This is a genomic window from Marmoricola endophyticus, assembly GCF_014644415.1.
In the GTDB taxonomy this organism is placed as follows: Bacteria; Actinomycetota; Actinomycetes; order Propionibacteriales; family Nocardioidaceae; genus Marmoricola; species Marmoricola endophyticus.
In genome coordinates this window covers 682,839-700,818 of the sequence record NZ_BMKQ01000001.1, presented here as the reverse complement: position 1 = coordinate 700,818, position 17,980 = coordinate 682,839, and the positions used below count along the sequence as shown (strand labels likewise).

Here is a 17,980-nt window from a genome sequence, read left to right as displayed (position 1 = left end):
CGTGCGTGCCGGCAGGCGGCTCGGTGTCGACCCGGGGGACGCCCGGATCGGCGTGGCCTCCTGCGACCCGTCCGGCCTGATCGCGACGCCGCTGGAGACCGTGGCGCGGGGGCCCGGCGACCTGCGACGGCTGGCCGCGCTGGCTGTCGAGCACGACGTGATCGAGGTCGTGGTGGGGCTGCCCGTGTCGTTGTCCGGGGGTGAGGGGCCCGCGGCGGGTAAGGTCCGAGAGATGGCTACCCCCCTGGCCGACCTGCTGGCGCCGACGCCCGTACGGCTGTGCGACGAGCGGCTCTCGACCGTGACGGCCGAGGCCGCCCTGCGCGCGCGCGGCACCAAGGGCAAGAAGCAGCGGGCCGTCGTCGACCAGACCGCGGCCGCGATCATCCTCCAGCACGCCCTGGACACCGAGCGCGGCTCGGGACGACCTCCCGGCGAGGTGGTCGTCGTCCCGGCCGCACCCGACAGCCGGGGGGAGCGCCCATGACCTTCAGCCTGATGGGGCCGGAGGAGGACCACGACGCGCAGTCGACGAGCGGCTGGCGACGGGGCGACGACGGTCGGATGTACGACGACGAGGGGACCGACTACTACCAGCGCTTCACCCGGGGTGAGGGAGCGGGGCGAGGCGGCGGCGGTCGCCGCGGTCCCGGCCGGTCGCGTCGGCCCCGCTGGGTCCCGGCGCTCGTGCTGGCCGTGATCGCCGTCCTGGTCATCGGCGTCGGCTACGTCGGCGTCGGCAAGCTCAGGGACCGCTTCGGACCCGGGGAGGACTACGCCGGTCCCGGGAGCGGGTCCGTGGTGTTCCAGGTCGCCGAGGGCGACACCGCCTCCGACATGGCCCCCGAGCTGGTGGACCGCGGCGTCGTGGCCTCGTCCAAGGCGTTCCTGAGTGCCGCGCGCAAGGACGAGCGCAGCAGCAGCATCCAGGTCGGGTTCTACCCGTTGAAGGAGAAGATGAGCTCCCAGCAGGCGCTGGACGTGCTCGTCGACCCGAAGAACCAGGTGCAGCAGAAGGTGACGATCCCCGAGGGGGCGCGGCTGCGCGACATCGTCCAGCGGATCACCAAGGCCACCGACTTCAGCACCCAGGAGGTCGCCGGGCTCCTCGCCGAACCCTCGCAGATCGGGCTCCCCGCTGCGGCGGGCGGGAACCCGGAGGGCTACCTCTACCCGGCGACGTACGTCGTCACCCCCGACACCACCGCGAAGAGCCTGCTGCGGCAGATGGTCGCCAAGTCGGTGCAGGTGGAGGACGACCTCGACCTCGCCGCGAAGGCACGCGCGAAGAACCTGACCGTCGAGCAGGTGATCACGGTGGCCTCGATCCTGGAGTACGAGGCGAATCGCTCCGAGGACTACCCGAAGGTCGCCCGGGTGATCTACAACCGGCTCGCGAACGACATGCCGCTGCAGCTGGACTCGACGGTCTCCTACGTCAGCGGGCGCTCGGGCGACGTGTGGACGACCGCGTCGGAGCGGGACAGCGACTCGCAGTACAACACCTACAAGAACCAGGGCCTGCCGCCCGGGCCGATCGGCTCCCCGGGCCAGGAGACCGTCGAGGCCGCGCTGAACCCGGCGAAGGGGTCCTGGCTGTACTTCGTGCCCGACTTCGCCACCAACACGACGCTGTTCTCCGACACCCTCGCCGAGCACGAGAAGAACGTGGCCAAGCCCAAGGAGTACTGCCGCACCCACGACTCCTGCTGATCGCGTGAGCAGCGCGGGGGAGGCGGTGGCGGTGCGCTGCGCGGTCTGGGGCAGCCCGGTCGCGCACTCGCTGTCGCCGGTGCTGCACGCGGCGGCGTACGACGCACTCGGTCTCGCCGGCTGGGAGTACGGTCGCGCCGACGTCGACGAGGCCGGGCTTCCGGCAGCGCTCGCCGCGCTCGACGGGTCGTGGCGTGGCCTGTCCCTGACGATGCCGCTCAAGCGGGCCGTCATCGGCCTGCTGGACTCGGTCAGCCCGGTCGCCGAGGCGGCGGGCGCGGTCAACACGGTCCTGCTGTGCGACGGCCGCCGGACCGGCGACAACACCGACGTCCCCGGGATCACCGCTGCGGTCCGCGAGCGCGTGGGGGACGTCCGCAGCGCGGTCGTCGTGGGAGGCGGCGCGACGGCCGCGTCCTCGCTGCTGGGTCTCGCCGACGTCGGGTGCGAGCGCGTCACCCTGGTCGTACGCGACCCCGCACGGGCCGAGCGGACCGTGGCCGTCGCCGCGGAGCACGGCGGCGTGGAGGTGGCCGTCGCGTCCCTGGCGGACGTGAGCGGCCTGCGCGAGACGTCCGCGGACCTGCTGGTCGGGACCGTTCCCGGTGCGGCCTGGACGCCGGACCTGCTGGCGGCGACCGCCCACGTGCCCGCGGTCTTCGAGATGGTCTACGACGGCTGGCCGACCCCGCTCGCCGCAGCCGCCGGCACGGACCGGGTCCTCGTCTCGCCGCTGGACCTGCTGGTCCACCAGGCGGTACGGCAGGTGCAGCTGATGACCGGCCTGCCGCTGGAGGTGGTCGAGCCCGCACTGGCGCCGATGCGCGACGCGGGCGAGGTCGCCCTGCGGGAGCGGCCCGCCGGGTGACGCAGGACGTCGCCCTGGACTGGCCCTCCGCCGCGTGGCCGGTCGGGCTGGCCGCCGGCGCGCTGCTCGGCCTGCTCGTGCCGTGGCTGGTGGCGCGGATACTGGAGCCTGCGCACGCGGAGCCCGACAAGCGGCGCTACGTCGACCTCGCCGCCGCCCGGGGCCTGCGGCTCGGCTCCGTCGTGACCGGTGCGGTGGCCCTGGGGGCGATGGCCGGTGGCACGGGGTGGCGCTGGGTGCTGGTGCCGGTGGCGCTGTGGGTGCCGCTGGGCGTCGCGCTGGCGGTGGTCGACTGGGCGACGCTGCGACTGCCGACGTACTACCTGGCGCCGGCGTACCCGGTCACCGCCGTCCTCCTCGCTGCCGTGGCGGGGCTGGAGCGTGACCTCGACACCGTCGTGCGCGCGCTGGCGGGGTGGGTGCTCGTCGGCGGCTTCTACCTCGTGCTCAACCTGCTCGGCCCGCGCCTGGTCGGGTACGGCGACGTCCGTCTGGCCGGGCTGCTCGGCCCGCTGCTCGGTGCCGTCGGCTGGTCGGAGCTGGTCGTCGGCCTGGTGCTGCCGTTCCTCGGCTTCGGGCTGGTCGGCGTCGGGCTCGTCGTCGTGCACCGCGACCTCGGGCAGCTCCGGCGGCGGCTGCCGTTCGGCCCGGCGATGCTCGGCGGGGCGGTGGTCGCCGTGGCGGCCGGGCCGCTGATCGCCTCCTGGTACCTCGTCGGGACGCCCTAGCGTCTCGCGCCGGGCAGCGGGTGCCGCGGTGGTCGTACGGCGGTGCGAGACTGGCGCCCATGCTCCGTTGGCTCACCGCGGGGGAGTCTCACGGCCCCTCGCTCACCGCGATCATCGAGGGACTTCCCGCCCACGTCGAGATCACCAGCACCGCGATCGCCGAAGCGCTGGCCCGCCGCCGTCTCGGCTACGGCCGCGGCGCCCGGATGAAGTTCGAGCAGGACCAGGTGACGATCTCCGGCGGCGTCCGGCACGGCGAGACCCTCGGTGGTCCGGTGGCGATCGAGGTCGGCAACACCGAGTGGCCGAAGTGGGAGAAGGTGATGTCCGCCGACCCGGTCGACCGCGCCGAGCTGGACGCCCTGGCCCGCAATGCCGCGCTCACCCGGCCGCGCCCGGGTCACGCCGACCTGGTCGGCATGCAGAAGTACGACTTCGACGAGGCCCGGCCGATCCTCGAGCGCGCCTCCGCCCGGGAGACCGCGGCCCGGGTCGCGCTCGGTGCCGTGGCCTCGGCGTTCCTCGAGCAGGCGGTGGGCGCGCGTGTGGTGTCCCACGTCGTCGCGCTCGGTCGCGTCCACGCGCCCGCCGGGTCGGTGCCCGGCCCGGACGACGTCGAGCGTCTCGACGCCGACCCCGTGCGCTGCCTGGCCCCGGACGCCTCGGCGGCGATGGTCGCCGCGATCGACCAGGCGCACAAGGACGGCGACACCCTGGGGGGCGTCGTCGAGGTCGTCGTGCACGACCTTCCGCCCGGGCTGGGCTCCCACGTGCACTGGGACCGCCGCCTGGACGCCCGCCTGGCCGGGGCACTGATGGGGATCCAGGCGATGAAGGGCGTCGAGGTCGGCGACGGCTTCGGCCTGGCCGCCGACCCGGGCTCGCTGGCGCACGACGAGATCGTGCCCACCGACGCCGGGATCCGCCGTACGTCCGGCCGCTCCGGCGGCACCGAGGGCGGGATGACCACCGGCGAGCTGCTGCGGGTGCGCGCCGCGATGAAGCCGATCGCGACCGTGCCGCGGGCGCTGCGGACCGTCGACGTGGCCACCGGCGACGAGGCCGTCGCCCACCACCAGCGCTCGGACGTCTGCGCGGTCCCCGCCTCGGGGATCGTGGCCGAGGCGATGGTCGCGCTGGTGCTGGCCGAGGCGGTGCTGGAGAAGTTCGGCGGCGACTCGGTCGGCGAGACGCGGCGCAACGTGACCTCGTACCTCGACGCGCTGAGGTTCAGGTGACCGCTCGCCCCCGCGTCGTCCTCATCGGCAGCATGGGCGCGGGCAAGACCACGGTCGGGCGGCGGCTCGCCGCCCGCCTGGGTACGGACTTCCGCGACACCGACGCCGACGTGGAGGCGGCGCAGGGCCGGACGGTGCAGGAGATCTTCGTCGACGACGGCGAGGAGCGGTTCCGGGCCCTGGAGCGGGACGCGGTGGCGACCGCCCTGCGTGAGCACGACGGCGTGCTCGCGCTCGGTGGCGGTGCCCCGGTCGATCCCTCCACCCAGCGGCTGCTGGCCGGGCACACCGTCGTCTTCCTCCAGGTCGACCTCGCCCACGCGGCGGACCGCGTCGGTCTCGGGGTGTCCCGGCCGATGCTGCTGGGCAACGTCCGCGGCCGGATGAAGCAGCTGATCGACGAGCGCACCCCGGTGTACGCCGCCGTGGCGACGCACTCCGTGGACACCGCGAATCTCGACGCCGACGCGGTCGTCGCGCTCGTCGCCGACCTGGTGGGAGACCGACGTGGCTGAGACGACGATCAGGGTCGCCGCGGCCGCCCCGTACGACGTCGTCGTGGGCCGCGACGTGCTCGGCACGCTCCCCGACCTGGTGGGTGCCGAGGTGCGACGTGTCGCCGTCGTCCACGCGCCGGGCATGGAGACCTGGGTGGACCGGCTGCCCGGGCTGGGGGACCGGGAGGTGCTCGCGCTCGCGCTGCCCGACGGGGAGGCGGCCAAGACGGCCGACGTGGCCGTACGCGTCTGGGAGGCGCTGGGTGAGGCCGGCTTCACCCGGTCCGACGTCGTGGTCACCCTCGGCGGCGGTGCCACGACCGACATGGGCGGCTTCATCGCGGCGACCTGGCTGCGCGGGGTGCGTGTCGTCCACGTGCCCACCACCGTGCTCGGCATGGTCGACGCGGCGGTCGGCGGCAAGACCGGCATGAACACCGGGGCGGGCAAGAACCTCGTCGGCGCCTTCCACGAGCCGGCCGGCGTGCTGTGCGACCTGGCGCTGCTCGACACCCTGCCGCGGGCGGAGCTGGTCTCCGGGATGGCCGAGGTGGTCAAGTGCGGCTTCATCGCCGACCCGACGATCCTGGACCTCGTGGAGGCCGACCCGGAGGCGGCGCTCGACCCCGCCTCGCCCGTGCTGCGCGAGCTCGTCGAGCGGGCCGTCCGGGTCAAGGCGGTGGTGGTCTCGGCGGACCTGCGCGAGACCGGCGGCTCGGACGGGCACCCGGGACGCGAGGCGCTGAACTACGGCCACACCCTCGCCCACGCGATCGAGCGGGCCACCGGCTACACGGTCCGGCACGGCGAGGCGGTCGCCCTGGGGATGGTCTTCGTCGCCGAGGTGGCCCGACGGGCCGGCCGGCTCGACGAGGCCACCGCCGCCCGGCACGCGAGCACGCTCGCGCTGGTCGGCCTGCCGACGCGCTGGCGGGGAGCACCGTTCGAGGAGCTGCTGGCGACGATGCGCGTGGACAAGAAGTCGCGCGGCGACCTGCTGCGGCTCGTCGTCCTCGATGCCCTGGCCGCTCCGGCGATCCTGGCCGGGCCCGACGAACAGCTCCTCCGGGAGGCGTACGACGCACTGGCCCCCTGAGTGCGGGATTCGGGGCTCTCGCCGCACCGCCGATACAGTGGACCGGCCGTCACCACCGTGAGCGGCACCCACGATCGCGAGGCAGGGACCCACACGCATGGCAACCACGAACGACCTGAAGAACGGCATGGTGCTCAACCTGGACGGCCAGCTCTGGCAGGTCATCTGGTTCCAGCACCACAAGCCGGGCAAGGGCGGTGCCGTGGTCCGCTCGAAGCTGAAGAGCGTCGAGTCCGGCAAGACGGTCGACCGTACGTTCAACGCCGACGTCAAGGTCGACGTGGCCAACGTCGACAAGCGGACGATGCAGTACCTCTACAACGACGGCACGTCGTACGTCTTCATGGACACCGGCACGTACGAGCAGCTGGAGGTCCCGCCGGACGTCGTGGGCGAGGCGAGCAACTTCCTGCTGGAGAACCAGGAGGCGATCATCGCCACCAACGACGGGCGGGTGCTCTACATCGAGATGCCGGCCTCGGTCGAGCTCGTCGTGCAGCACACCGACCCGGGCCTGCAGGGCGACCGCTCCACCGGCGGCACCAAGCCGGCGACGCTCGAGACCGGGCACGAGATCTCGGTCCCGCTGTTCATCACCACCGGCGAGAAGATCAAGGTCGACACCCGCGACTCCTCCTACCTGGGCCGCGTCAAGGCCTGATGGGCGCCCGCACCAAGGCGCGCAAGCGCGCGCTCGACCTGCTCTTCGCCTCCGAGGTGCGCGGCCGCTCGGCGGTCGAGGCGCTCGAGGAGGAGGTCACGCAGGCGGTGGCCCCGAAGGCGGGCGTCGACGCCCGCCCGGTGGCCGACTACACCGGCGTGCTCGTGCGCGGCGTGACCGAGCACCGCGAGCGGATCGACGAGCTGCTGTCGACGTACTCCCGGGAGTGGTCGCTGGCACGGATGCCCTCGGTCGACCGCAACGTGCTGCGGCTCGGGGTGTTCGAGGTGCTCTGGGTCGACGACGTCCCCGACGCTGTCGCCGTCTCCGAGGCACTCGGGCTGGTCCGTGACCTGTCGACCGACGAGTCGCCGGCCTTCGTCAACGGGGTGCTCGGCACGATCGTGCGGGACAAGGCCGAGCTCGCCGCTCTCTGAACCGGTGACGGCGTAGTGACGGCCCGGTGATCCCGGCGGTCCTTCGGAGCCCGGTCCGTCCGCCCGCCCGCGGCTCCACGACCGGCGGAGCCCTGTCGCGGTCGGGTTTGGGATGATGTCCGCGATGCCCGACGACACGTACGACCCCGAGGCCATGCCCGAGCACGGGCCCGTTCCCGATGCGCCCGAGGAGCGGCTGGCTCCCGACGACCCCGGGATCCCGGCGCTGCCGGGCCCGTGGAGCGCACGGGTGCCGACGTACGCCGACGTGGACGCGCTGGTCGCTCTGCGCCACCTCGACGAGGTCCAGGGCACCGGTGAGGCCCACGTCGACCCCGAGGGGATCGAGTCCGAGGTGGCGGGGCAGGCCTCGTGGACCCGGCGCCAGCTCGTCGCCGTCGGTGCGGACGACGTCCCGCGCGCCTGGATCACCGTGCACGACCGTGCCGCCGGCCGCGCGCTGATCTGGGGCTACTTCGACCGCGAGATCGCCGAGGTCGACGAGATCGCCGGCGTGTTCTACGCCTGGGCCGAGGCGGCGGCGGTCCAGATGGCGAGGCTGCGCGGCATCGACAGCACCCGGCTGGACGAGAGCCCGTTCGGTGGCGACGACCGCCAGGTGGCGTGGCTGCGGGCCGCGGGCTACGAGAAGCGGCGGACCTGGCTGCACATGGACCGGCCGGTCCGGCCCGAGGAGGCGGAGCTCGAGCCGCGCGCAGGGGTGGTCATCCGACCGGTGGACCGCCACGAGAACGGCATGCCGCTGGCCGCGGACCTGCAGGTCGTCCACCAGATGCTCGAGACGTCCTTCGAGGACCACTTCAACAACTACCGCGAGAGCTTCCCGGAGTTCGTGCAGCGGCTGCGCGAGGACCCGGGGCACCGGTGGGACCACTGGTGGCTGGCCTACGTGACCGAGGACAGCGTCGACCCCGAGGGCAACGCGGTCGGCGGACTCGTCCCCGCCGGGACGGTGGTCTGCTCGGTGATGGTCCCCGACGCGTCCGGGGCGGAGGGCTCGTACATCGAGTACATCGGGGTGAACCGCAACGCGCGGGGCCGCGGTGTGGCCAAGTCGCTGCTGGGCGAGGTGATCGCCGACGCCGCGCGCCGTGGCCGCAACCGGGTCAGCCTCGAGGTCGACGACGACTCGCCGACCAGCGCCGACCAGCTCTACAAGGCGATGGGCTGGGAGACCGACTACGTCACCGACTCCTGGTTCAAGGACCTGTCCTGGTAGCCGACCGCTTCCGCGGCCGGATCGCCGGCGTCGGCACCACCAGCGGCGTCCGGCTGGTGGTGGGGCGCTGGGACGACTCCCCGTGGGGACCGTTCACGGACGTCATGGTGGCCGCCGCGGACGGCACCCGCGTGCTGCTCGCGCCCTCGGAGCAGGTGGCGTCGTACGTCGGTGCGACCTACACCTTCGACCGGGTCGAGCTCGGACCGGTCCAGGCGACCGGTGAGGGGCGCTGGGCCGTGCGCGGCCCCGGTCTGGTCCTCGACCTCGAGGTCGGCGGGCGGCTCCCGCTCGGCCGCCTGCTGCGACTGGTGCCGCGCCGGGTCGCCACCGCCCCCGCCTGGTCCGCGCTGACCGACCCGATCGCCCGGACAATGCTGCGCGGCGTGCGGACGCGGGGGAGCGCCGGTCAGGGCCGACAGGAGTTCTACGGCGCGACCGACCTCCACCGCGTCGTCGCGGCGGGCGGCTCCTGGCGAGAGACGGACCTGGGCGCGCTGGCGCCGGTGTGGCCGGAGCCGGGGTTCGGGTTCGGGTCGACGCCGTCGCGACCGTCGGTGACGCGTCTCGTGACGACCATCCACCGTCCTGGTTGACTGATCGTCATGGCGGACATCTCCTGCGACGTGGTGGTCATCGGGCTCGGGCCGGGGGGGAGGCGACCGCGAGCGCGCTCGCCGGCGCCGGTCTCGACGTGGTCGGCATCGACGAGCGGCTGGTCGGGGGCGAGTGCCCGTACTTCGGCTGCATCCCCAGCAAGATGATCCTGCGCGCGGCGGACGCGCTGGCCGAGGCGCGCAAGGTCTCCGGGCTCGCCGGCAGCGCCGAGGTCAGCCCCGACTGGGCACCCGTGGCGGCCCGGATCCGGGACGAGGCGACCAGCGACTGGGACGACGCGGCCGCCGTCGAGCGGATCGAGCAGGCCGGCGTGCGGTTCGTGCGCGGGCACGCCCGCCTGTCCGGCGAGCGCACCGTGGAGGTGGACGGGCAGCGCTTCGTCGCCTCCCGCGGCGTCGTCCTCGACCCGGGCACGCGCCCGGCCGCGCCACCGGTCGACGGACTGGAGGGCACGCCGTACTGGACGAACCGGGAGGTGCTCCAGGTCGAGACGCTGCCCGCGTCGCTGATCGTCGTCGGTGGTGGCCCGATCGGGGCCGAGCTGGCCCAGGGCCTGGCCCGGTTCGGTGTCGAGGTCGCCGTCGTCGAGGGCGCGGACCACCTGCTCGGCAACGACGAGCCCGAGGCCGGCGAGCTCCTCGGCACGGTCCTCGCGGAGGAGGGGATCCAGGTGCTCACCGGCGAGCACGTCACCTCGGTGTCGTACGCCGACGGCACCTTCACCGTCGACGTCGCCGGCACGGTGCTCACCGCCGACAAGCTCCTGGTCGCCGCAGGGCGTACGCCCAACCTCGACGACCTGGGTCTGGAGACCGTCGGCCTCGACCCGACGGTGCGGACCCTGGACGTCGACGAGCACATGCGCGTGCAGGGCCCGGACGGGCCGGTCGCCGGCCTGTGGGCGATCGGCGACGTCGTCGGCCACGGGGCCTTCACGCACGTGTCGATGTACCAGTCCCCGATCGCCGCGGCCGACGTCCGCGGCGTGGCCGACGCGCCGGTCGCGGACTACCGCGCCCTCCCGCACGTCACCTTCACCGACCCCGAGGTCGGTGCCGTCGGGATGACCGAGCAGCAGGCCCGCGACGCCGGGCTGCGGGTGCGGGTCGGGCAGCAGGACGTCGCGGCGAACACCCGCGGCTGGATCGCGCAGGCCCGGGGGCTGGTCAAGGTCGTCGAGGACGCCGACCGCGGCGTCCTCGTCGGAGCCACCGTCGTCGCGCCCGCCGGGGGAGAGGTGCTCGGCCTGCTCACCACCGCCGTCCACGCCGAGGTGCCGACCCGGACGCTGCTCGGCCAGATCTACGCCTTCCCGACCCTCCACCGGGCGGTGCTGGAGGCGCTGCAGGACCTGAGCTAGATCCGGAGCCGGCGCTCGCGCAGCTCGTCGTAGGCCGGACGACAGGCCTCGGCGACGGCGGCGTCGTGGGCGGAGAGGTCCACGGCGCGAGGTGCGTACGCCGCGAAGCCGGTGGAGGCGAGCACGGCGTCGTACCAGTACGGAGCCCACACCCCGTCGCTCGCCCGGGGCCCGGCCGGCCAGTCGAGCATCGCGGCGGTGAAGTCGAGCCCCAGCCAGTCGCACAACCAGCGCAGGTGCGCCTCGGGGTCGCGCAGGAAGTCGGCGGCGTCGACCACGGGGGTGTCGTCGGGCAGGTGGACCAGCATCCGCTGCTGCTGGAGGAGGCCGATGTCCTCGGGCTCACAGGCCTCCCGCGAGCGGACGTACGACGCCACGACCTCGCGCGGGTCGCGCACCAGCAGGACGTGGCGGACCTCCGGCAGCCACCCGACGTCGTCGGGGAGGACGTGGTGGCTCATCTGCTTGGCGTAGTGCACGGGCGTCGGGCACGGGCCGAGCAGCGCCGCCACGACGTCGGCCGGGTCGGTGGGCTGCGAGGCGAGCACCTCGTCCCGGCCGGGATGCTCCAGGCCGGTCCGCGCGAGGTACGCGGCGTAGAACGGCTCGTCGACCACCGTGCAGTCCGGGCGGTTCTCCCAGGACCGCATCATCGCCGTGGAGATGTTCCGCGGTCCCGACCAGACCGAGACGCGCACGGTCACGGCCGGGACCTCGCTGCGACGTCGGCGACGACGTGGTCGGCGTACAGGCCCTGCAAGCGCTCCACGACCGGCCCGCGGGCGCCCGAGCCGATGGTGCGCCCGTCGACCGAGCGCACGGGCACGAGACCGGCGAACGTGCCGGTCACGAAGGCCTCGGCCGCGGAGTACACGTCGGTGAGGCTGAAGGTCCGCTCCCGGACGGGAACGTCGTGGGCCCGGCACACCTCGATGACGTTCGCCCGCGTGATACCCGCCAGGCAGTAGCGCCCGTCGGAGGTCCACACCTCGCCGTCGCGGGTCACGAGGAAGAAGTGCGTGCTGTTGCAGGTCGCCACGAACCCCTGCGGGTCGAGCATCAGCGCCTCGTCCGCCCCGGCCTGGTAGGCCTGGATGCACGCGGTGATGTCGTTGAGCTTGCTGTGGGCGTTGAGCCGCGGGTCGAGCGTGTCGGGGTTGGCACGACGCACGTGGGTCGTGAACAGCGTGATGCCCTCGCGCACCGTGGCCGGGAGCGGGTCCTTGTGCTCGGCGACCACGACGACGGTGGGCGGCCCCACGGTCATCCGGGGGTCCTGGTACGGCGTGGACTTCACGCCGCGGCTCACCATCAGGCGTACGTGGACGCCGTCGCTCATGTCGTTGGCCTCCAGCGTGGCGTACACGGCGTCGGTGAGCTCGGCGCGCGAGGGCAGGTCGATCATCAGGGCGCGGGCCCCCTCCTCGAGCCGGTCGAGGTGCCGCTCGAGGAAGGCGGGGTGCCCGGCGTGCACGCGCAGGCCCTCCCACACCCCGTCACCGAGCACGAAGCCGGCGTCGAGGACGGAGACCGTCGCCTCGGCGCGGGGGACGAGACGCCCCCCGACGTGGATCAGGACCTCAGCGTTGCGCGGGTCGTCGACGTGGTCGTGGGTGCCGGTGGCCATGGCCGCACCCTAGGGCGGGTGCCCGTCGTGCGGCGCCCGTGCCGGCTGCCGGCGCCCCGGGAGCGGTGCTCAGCCGTCGGCGCGGCCGGCGCGGCGGATGTCCTGCGCGCTCTCCTCCTCGAGGTGCCGGATCCGGTTGAGGACCTCGTCGCTGCGGTGCCCGACCGCCGTCAGGGTGTCGCGCAGGTCGTCGAAGTGCGCCTCCCAGTCCCGTCGGAAGCCGTCGTTGCTGCCGATCCGCTCCCCGTGGGGCAGCATCCGGCCGCCGCGGATGTCGAGCCGGATCGCGTCGAGCCGGTTGGCGGCGTGGGACAGCCCGGACCGGGCCTCCTGCAGCTCCTGCGCGAGCTGCTGGATCTCGGTGGGCGAGGAGACACCGTTCTGCTGCTGCCCGCCGGCCTCGTGGAACTGCACGAGGTGGGCCGTGGCCTGCGCCTTCGGCTGGTGCGGCAGCTTGGTGGCGACCTGCTGGTCGGTGTGCTCCACCCGTCGGACCGCGTCGGCCCAGGACTCCAGGATCCCGCGGACCGTGTGGCGGTACCGTCGGATGCCCTCCTCCAGGGCCCCTCCCACGAGCATGGCCTGGGCGGAGTGGGCGCCGCCCGGCTCCCGGAAGGTGTCGCCGAGCCAGTGGCGGAACATGTGCTCGTACTCGTCGAGGACCTGGTTGTCGATGTCGCGGGCCAGCTGCAGCGCGTCGTGGGGCTTCTGCTCGTGCGCGGTGCCTAGGGGCTCGGCGACGACTCGAGCCCCGTGCGCGCCGTGCCCGGACCCGTGACCGCCGGTGGCGTGGCCGGTGACCTCGTCGGAGGACTGGCGGGCGTCGGTGGCCACGGCCTCGGCCAGGTCGACCCGCGCGGCGTGCCAGCGCGAGCGCAGCTCGGGCAGCGTGCCGGACTGGGCGTCGCGCAGCACCTCGCTCTCGTGGTCGAGGGCGTCGGCGAGCTCACGGAGCGTGTGGGTGTCGTCGTCCAGCACCGCACCGGCGCGCTGCGCGACGTGGGACAGCGCGCGGAGGACCTTCCCGGGCGCCTCGCCCTGGGGGTTCGCCTGCCGCAGGCGCTGCCCGACGCGGTCCACGACGCCGACCAGGTCCTGCAGGCCCTGGGACGCCGACCGCAGCCGAGCGGGGGCGCCGGGCAGCCGGAGGGTGTCGGGTCCGATCGGCCCGCTGGCCAGCTCCGCCTCGAGATCAACCACGCCGACCACCCCAGGGTTTGTGGAAGCAGGCCCCTGTGGCCCGCGTCGGGAGAGTCCTACCCCGCGGTAGCGGACGTCAAACATCGCGTCCCGGATCTGACCGGGCAGCGGTGTCGAGCCCCGGTCCGCGACGCGGGTGGGACGGGTCCGGATGGTGGTCGCCCGGGTGCTAGTGTCCACGGCGATCGACATCCTTTAACCACCGTCCCGAGAGGCGGGGAAGGAGGTCCGGCGCCGGTGCCTGCACCCACGCCCGAACCCGAGCAGGGGACCGACCCCGAGGCGAGCAGCTCCCTCGGACGCGTCGTCCTCGACGTCGCCGCCGTCAACCGGGCACTGACCCGGATCGCCCACGAGGTCCTCGAGCGCAACCGGGGCGCCCAGGACGTCGTTCTCCTGGGCATCCCGACCCGCGGCGTCCCGCTCGCCCACCGCGTCGCGGCCCGGATCGCCGAGGTCGAGGACGTCGTCGTACCGGTCGGCGCGCTGGACGTGACGATGTACCGCGACGACCTGCGGATGCGTCCCGCCCGCGCGCTGCTGCCCACCGACATCCCGCCCGGCGGCATCGACGGCAGGACCGTGGTCCTGGTCGACGACGTGCTCTACTCCGGGCGCACCATCCGCGCCGCGCTGGACGCGATGAACGACGTCGGGCGCCCCGCAGCGGTCCAGCTGGCGGTGCTGGTCGACCGCGGCCACCGCGAGCTGCCGATCCGGGCCGACTTCGTCGGCAAGAACCTCCCGACCTCGACCCACGAGAAGGTCGCCGTACGCCTCAGCGAGCTCGACGACGAGGCCGAGGGGGTGACCATCCGGTGAGGCGGCACCTGCTGTCGGCGGCGGACCTCAGCCGCGACGACGCCGAGCTGGTCCTGGCCACCGCGCAGGAGCTCCGCTCGCTCGCCGACCGGCCGATCAAGAAGCTGCCGGCCCTGCGCGGGCGTACGGTCGTCAACCTCTTCTTCGAGGACTCGACCCGCACCCGGATCTCCTTCGAGGCGGCCGCGAAGCGGCTCTCGGCGGACGTCATCAACTTCGCCGCCAAGGGCTCCTCGGTCAGCAAGGGGGAGTCGCTCAAGGACACCGCGCTCACCCTGGAGGCGATGGGGGCCGACGCCGTCGTGTGCCGGCACTGGGCCTCGGGGGCGCCGCACCGGCTGGCCACCGCCGGCTGGTCCCGCTCGTGCGTGGTCAACGCCGGCGACGGGACCCACGAGCACCCCACGCAGGCGCTCCTCGACGCGTTCACGCTGCAGCGCCACCTGGGCACGTCCAGCGGCGGGCTCGACGGGCGTCGGGTGGCGATCGTGGGCGACGTGCTGCACAGCCGGGTGGCCCGCTCCAACGCGCTGCTGCTGCGCACGCTGGGCGCCGAGGTGACGCTGGTCGCCCCGCCGACGCTGCTGCCGTACGGCGTGGAGAGCTGGGGCGTCGAGACGTCGTACGACCTGGACGCGGTGCTGCCGAAGACCGACGCCGTGATGATGCTGCGCGTGCAGCGCGAGCGGATGAACGCGTCGTACTTCCCGACGGTGCGGGAGTACTCCCGCCGCTACGGCCTCGACGGGCGCCGGATGGCGAAGCTGGCCGAGCACGCGATCGTGATGCACCCCGGGCCGATGGTCCGGGGGATGGAGATCACCGCCGACGTGGCCGACTCCGACAGGTCGGTGATCGTCGAGCAGGTGACCAACGGGGTGGCCGTACGCATGGCCGTGCTCTACCTGCTGCTCGGCGGCAGCGAGCCCGCGATCGCCGGAGTCCCCGAGGCAGGAGGAGCCCGATGACCGACCACCTGATCGTGAACGCCACGCTGCCGGGTGGGGAGGTCGCCGACCTGGTGCTGCGCGACGGCGTGATCGCCTCTCTCGGGGCCGAAACCGCCGCGCCGCGCGACGGCGTCGCGCTGGAGACGCACGACGCGCGCGGCCTGATCGCGCTGCCCGGCCTGGTCGACCTGCACACCCACCTGCGCGAGCCGGGCCGTGAGGACGCCGAGACGGTCGAGACCGGGACCGCCGCCGCGGCGCGCGGCGGCTTCACGGCGGTCCACGCGATGGCCAACACCGACCCGGTCGCGGACACCGCCGGTGTGGTCGAGCAGGTGTGGCGGCTGGGCACCGAGGCCGGGCACTGCGACGTGCAGCCGGTCGGGGCGGTGACCGTCGGTCTCGGTGGCGAGCGGCTGGCCGAGCTCGGCGCGATGGCCGACTCCGCGGCGCGGGTGCGGGTCTTCTCCGACGACGGCAAGTGCGTCGCGGACCCCGCCCTGATGCGTCGGGCGCTGGAGTACGTCCGCGCCTTCGACGGCGTCGTCGCCCAGCACGCCCAGGAGCCGCGGCTGACCGAGGGCGCCCAGATGAACGAGGGCGAGCTCTCCGGGCGGCTGGGCCTGCAGGGCTGGCCGGCGGTGGCCGAGGAGGCGATCATCGCCCGCGACTGCCTGCTCGCCGCGCACGTCGGCTCCCGGCTCCACGTCTGTCACGTGTCGACCGCCGGCTCGGTGGAGATCGTGCGGTGGGCCAAGCAGAAGGGGTGGGACGTCACCGCCGAGGCCTGTCCGCACCACCTGCTGCTCACCGACGAGCTGGCCGCGACGTACGACCCGACGTACAAGGTCAACCCGCCGCTGCGCTCGGCCGAGGACGTCGCCGCGCTGCGCGCCGGCCTGGCCGACGGCACCATCGACGTCGTCGCCACGGACCACGCGCCCCACCCGCACGAGGACAAGGACTGCGAGTGGCCGGCCGCCGCGTTCGGGATGACCGGTCTGGAGACCGCCCTGTCGGTGGTGCAGGCGACGATGGTCGACACCGGCATGCTCGACTGGGCCGGCGTCGCCGAGCGGATGTCGGCGGCGCCGGCACGGATCGGACGGCTCGGCGGGCACGGACGGCCGCTGGCCGTCGGCGAGCCGGCCAACATCACGCTCTACGACCCCTCGGCCGTCCGTACGGTCGACGAGACCCGCACCGCCTCGCTGTCGCGGAACACGCCGTACCGGGGGATGGAGCTGCCCGGCCGCGTCGTCGCGACCTTCCTCCGGGGCCGACCCACCGTGCTCGACGGGGAGCTGGTGTGAGGGGCCTGCGCGGCCGGCGTGCGCCGGCGCTCGCCCCGCTGGAGCCGGCACCGAAGGTGGCCGACCTGCCCCACCCTCTGCTCCAGGGGGCGGGCCGCTACCTCGGCACGGTGGCGGGGGACCGGCGGCTGCGCGACCACGGGCTGGGCCGGGCGGGGAGCGCCCGGATCCAGCTCTCGGAGGACGGCGTCGACGTGGTCCGGCTGGGCGCGGCCTTCCGGATCCCGGCCGCGGGCCTGACCTCGGCGCGGGACGCCGAGTCGTTCCCGGCCGGAGGGGTCGGCCCGCAGGGCGCGCTCGTCCTCCGCTGGAGGCACGACGGGCAGGTGCTCGACACCGGGTTCTGCCTGCAGCGCCCGGCGGCGAGGCGGGGGTCCCCGGCCACGGCCGACGAGGGGCGAGCAGACATGCAGAGGACGCACCGCGAGTGGTCGCGCGCGGTCGCGAAGATCCGGAAGGAGCACTGATGACGGAGCAGGCGCTGCTCGTCCTCGAGGACGGTCGGACGTTCCGCGGGGAGGCCTACGGCGCGTCCGGCGAGACGTTCGGGGAGGCGGTGTTCTCCACCGGGATGACCGGCTACCAGGAGACGCTGACCGACCCGTCGTACCACCGACAGGTCGTGGTGATGACCGCCCCGCACGTCGGGAACACGGGGATGAACGACGAGGACCCGGAGTCGTCGCGGATCTGGGTGAGCGGGTACGTCGTCCGCGACCCCGCACGGATCCCGTCCAGCTGGCGCTCGCGGCGCTCGCTCGACGACGCGCTGCGCGAGCAGGGCGTGGTCGGGATCAGCGGTGTCGACACGCGCGCGCTCACCCGGCACCTGCGCGACCGGGGGGCGATGCGGGTGGGGATCTCGACGACGGAGACCGACCCCGAGGCGCTGCTGAACCGGGTGCGGGAGTCCGGGGAGATGGCCGGCTCCGAGCTCGCCTCGGAGGTCTCGACGAGCGAGGCGTACGTCGTCCCCGCGGTCTCGACAGGCTCGACCTCCGGTCCGCGCTTCCGCGTCGCGGCGCTGGACCTCGGGATCAAGGCGAACACGCCGCGGATGCTGGCCGAGCGCGGCATCGAGACGCACGTGCTGCCGGCGACCTCCACGCTGGAGGAGGTGCTCGCGGTCGCACCCGACGGGCTGTTCTTCTCCAACGGTCCCGGCGACCCGGCCGCGACCACCGACCAGGTCGCGCTGCTGCAGGGCGCCCTCGAGGCGGGCGTGCCGTACTTCGGGATCTGCTTCGGCAACCAGCTCTTCGGCCGGGCGCTCGGGTTCGGCACCTACAAGCTCGGCTACGGCCACCGGGGCATCAACCAGCCGGTGATGGACCGTACGACGGGCAAGGTCGAGGTCACCGCGCACAACCACGGGTTCGCCGTGCAGTGGCCCGCCGCGCCGTCCGATCACGTCGACACCCCGTACGGCACCGCGAGGGTCAGCCACGTGTGCCTCAACGACGACGTCGTCGAGGGGCTCGAGCTGCGCGACGCCGACGGGCACCTGCGTGGCTTCTCCGTCCAGTACCACCCCGAGGCCGCCGCCGGCCCCCACGACGCGGCGTACCTCTTCGACCGCTTCACCGACCTGCTCGACCGGGAGGCCTGAGAC

20 protein-coding genes are annotated in these 17,980 nt (G+C 74.0%); 17 read left to right on the top strand and 3 right to left on the bottom strand.

The window, feature by feature from the left end; translation table 11 throughout:
• The first annotated feature begins 1 nt into the window (after position 1).
• The 12 genes from ruvX to IEX42_RS03410 all read left to right on the top strand — a co-directional run bounded on the left by ruvX (position 2) and on the right by IEX42_RS03410 (position 10,456).
• On the top strand, positions 2-487 hold the full coding sequence (gene ruvX, locus IEX42_RS03465) for a Holliday junction resolvase RuvX (protein ID WP_188778251.1): 486 nt from the start codon (positions 2-4) through the stop codon (positions 485-487).
• Positions 484-1,713, top strand: coding sequence for an endolytic transglycosylase MltG (gene mltG, locus IEX42_RS03460; RefSeq protein ID WP_188778249.1), 1,230 nt, complete (start codon positions 484-486; stop codon positions 1,711-1,713). The genes ruvX and mltG overlap by 4 nt, the downstream gene beginning before the upstream one ends.
• Positions 1,714-1,717: 4 nt before the next feature.
• Entirely contained in the window at positions 1,718-2,581 is an 864-nt protein-coding gene (locus tag IEX42_RS03455; RefSeq protein WP_229660567.1) for a shikimate dehydrogenase, read from the top strand.
• Entirely contained in the window at positions 2,578-3,309 is a 732-nt protein-coding gene (locus IEX42_RS03450) for an A24 family peptidase (protein WP_188778247.1), read from the top strand. The genes IEX42_RS03455 and IEX42_RS03450 overlap by 4 nt, the downstream gene beginning before the upstream one ends.
• Before the next feature lie 59 nt (positions 3,310-3,368).
• Positions 3,369-4,547, top strand: coding sequence for a chorismate synthase (aroC, locus tag IEX42_RS03445; protein ID WP_188778245.1), 1,179 nt, complete (start codon positions 3,369-3,371; stop codon positions 4,545-4,547).
• Complete coding sequence (locus tag IEX42_RS03440) at positions 4,544-5,062, top strand: shikimate kinase (protein WP_308422193.1); 519 nt, start codon at positions 4,544-4,546, stop codon at positions 5,060-5,062. The genes aroC and IEX42_RS03440 overlap by 4 nt, the downstream gene beginning before the upstream one ends.
• A complete protein-coding gene (gene aroB / locus IEX42_RS03435) occupies positions 5,055-6,140 on the top strand; it encodes a 3-dehydroquinate synthase (RefSeq protein WP_188778244.1) in 1,086 nt (361 codons plus the stop codon). Before IEX42_RS03440 ends, aroB begins: the two co-directional genes overlap by 8 nt.
• A gap of 97 nt (positions 6,141-6,237) precedes the next feature.
• Entirely contained in the window at positions 6,238-6,801 is a 564-nt protein-coding gene (gene efp / locus IEX42_RS03430; protein ID WP_188778242.1) for an elongation factor P, read from the top strand.
• Positions 6,801-7,238, top strand: coding sequence for a transcription antitermination factor NusB (gene nusB / locus IEX42_RS03425; RefSeq protein ID WP_188778240.1), 438 nt, complete (start codon positions 6,801-6,803; stop codon positions 7,236-7,238). The genes efp and nusB overlap by 1 nt, the downstream gene beginning before the upstream one ends.
• A 124-nt stretch (positions 7,239-7,362) precedes the next feature.
• On the top strand, positions 7,363-8,478 hold the full coding sequence (locus IEX42_RS03420; RefSeq protein WP_229660566.1) for a GNAT family N-acetyltransferase: 1,116 nt from the start codon (positions 7,363-7,365) through the stop codon (positions 8,476-8,478).
• Between the two features lie 56 nt (positions 8,479-8,534).
• A complete protein-coding gene (locus tag IEX42_RS03415) occupies positions 8,535-9,074 on the top strand; it encodes a hypothetical protein (protein WP_229660565.1) in 540 nt (179 codons plus the stop codon).
• A gap of 98 nt (positions 9,075-9,172) precedes the next feature.
• A complete protein-coding gene (locus IEX42_RS03410) occupies positions 9,173-10,456 on the top strand; it encodes a dihydrolipoyl dehydrogenase family protein (RefSeq protein WP_229660564.1) in 1,284 nt (427 codons plus the stop codon).
• Here the strand turns inward: IEX42_RS03410 and IEX42_RS03405 are convergent.
• From IEX42_RS03405 to IEX42_RS03395, 3 genes are all read right to left on the bottom strand, one after another.
• Positions 10,453-11,160, bottom strand: coding sequence for a sulfotransferase-like domain-containing protein (locus IEX42_RS03405; RefSeq protein ID WP_188778238.1), 708 nt, complete (start codon positions 11,158-11,160; stop codon positions 10,453-10,455). The two genes, IEX42_RS03410 and IEX42_RS03405, sit on opposite strands and share 4 nt — an antisense overlap.
• Positions 11,157-12,083, bottom strand: a complete 927-nt coding sequence (locus IEX42_RS03400) for an aminotransferase class IV (protein ID WP_188778237.1) — start codon at positions 12,081-12,083, stop codon at positions 11,157-11,159. The genes IEX42_RS03405 and IEX42_RS03400 overlap by 4 nt, the downstream gene beginning before the upstream one ends.
• A gap of 69 nt (positions 12,084-12,152) precedes the next feature.
• Positions 12,153-13,283, bottom strand: a complete 1,131-nt coding sequence (locus IEX42_RS03395) for a hypothetical protein (protein WP_188778235.1) — start codon at positions 13,281-13,283, stop codon at positions 12,153-12,155.
• Positions 13,284-13,520: 237 nt separating this feature from the next.
• Between IEX42_RS03395 and pyrR the strand changes: the two genes are divergently transcribed.
• From pyrR to carA, 5 genes are read left to right on the top strand one after another with little or no spacing between them, the layout of a single operon-like run.
• On the top strand, positions 13,521-14,105 hold the full coding sequence (pyrR, locus tag IEX42_RS03390; protein ID WP_188778233.1) for a bifunctional pyr operon transcriptional regulator/uracil phosphoribosyltransferase PyrR: 585 nt from the start codon (positions 13,521-13,523) through the stop codon (positions 14,103-14,105).
• Complete coding sequence (locus IEX42_RS03385) at positions 14,102-15,073, top strand: aspartate carbamoyltransferase catalytic subunit (protein ID WP_188778231.1); 972 nt, start codon at positions 14,102-14,104, stop codon at positions 15,071-15,073. The genes pyrR and IEX42_RS03385 overlap by 4 nt, the downstream gene beginning before the upstream one ends.
• Entirely contained in the window at positions 15,070-16,368 is a 1,299-nt protein-coding gene (locus IEX42_RS03380) for a dihydroorotase (protein WP_188778229.1), read from the top strand. Before IEX42_RS03385 ends, IEX42_RS03380 begins: the two co-directional genes overlap by 4 nt.
• Positions 16,365-16,835: a PH-like domain-containing protein gene (locus IEX42_RS03375; protein ID WP_188778228.1), complete on the top strand. Its 471-nt coding sequence runs from the start codon at positions 16,365-16,367 to the stop codon at positions 16,833-16,835. Before IEX42_RS03380 ends, IEX42_RS03375 begins: the two co-directional genes overlap by 4 nt.
• A complete protein-coding gene (gene carA / locus IEX42_RS03370; RefSeq protein ID WP_188778226.1) occupies positions 16,835-17,977 on the top strand; it encodes a glutamine-hydrolyzing carbamoyl-phosphate synthase small subunit in 1,143 nt (380 codons plus the stop codon). The genes IEX42_RS03375 and carA overlap by 1 nt, the downstream gene beginning before the upstream one ends.
• The last annotated feature ends 3 nt before the right edge of the window (positions 17,978-17,980 follow it).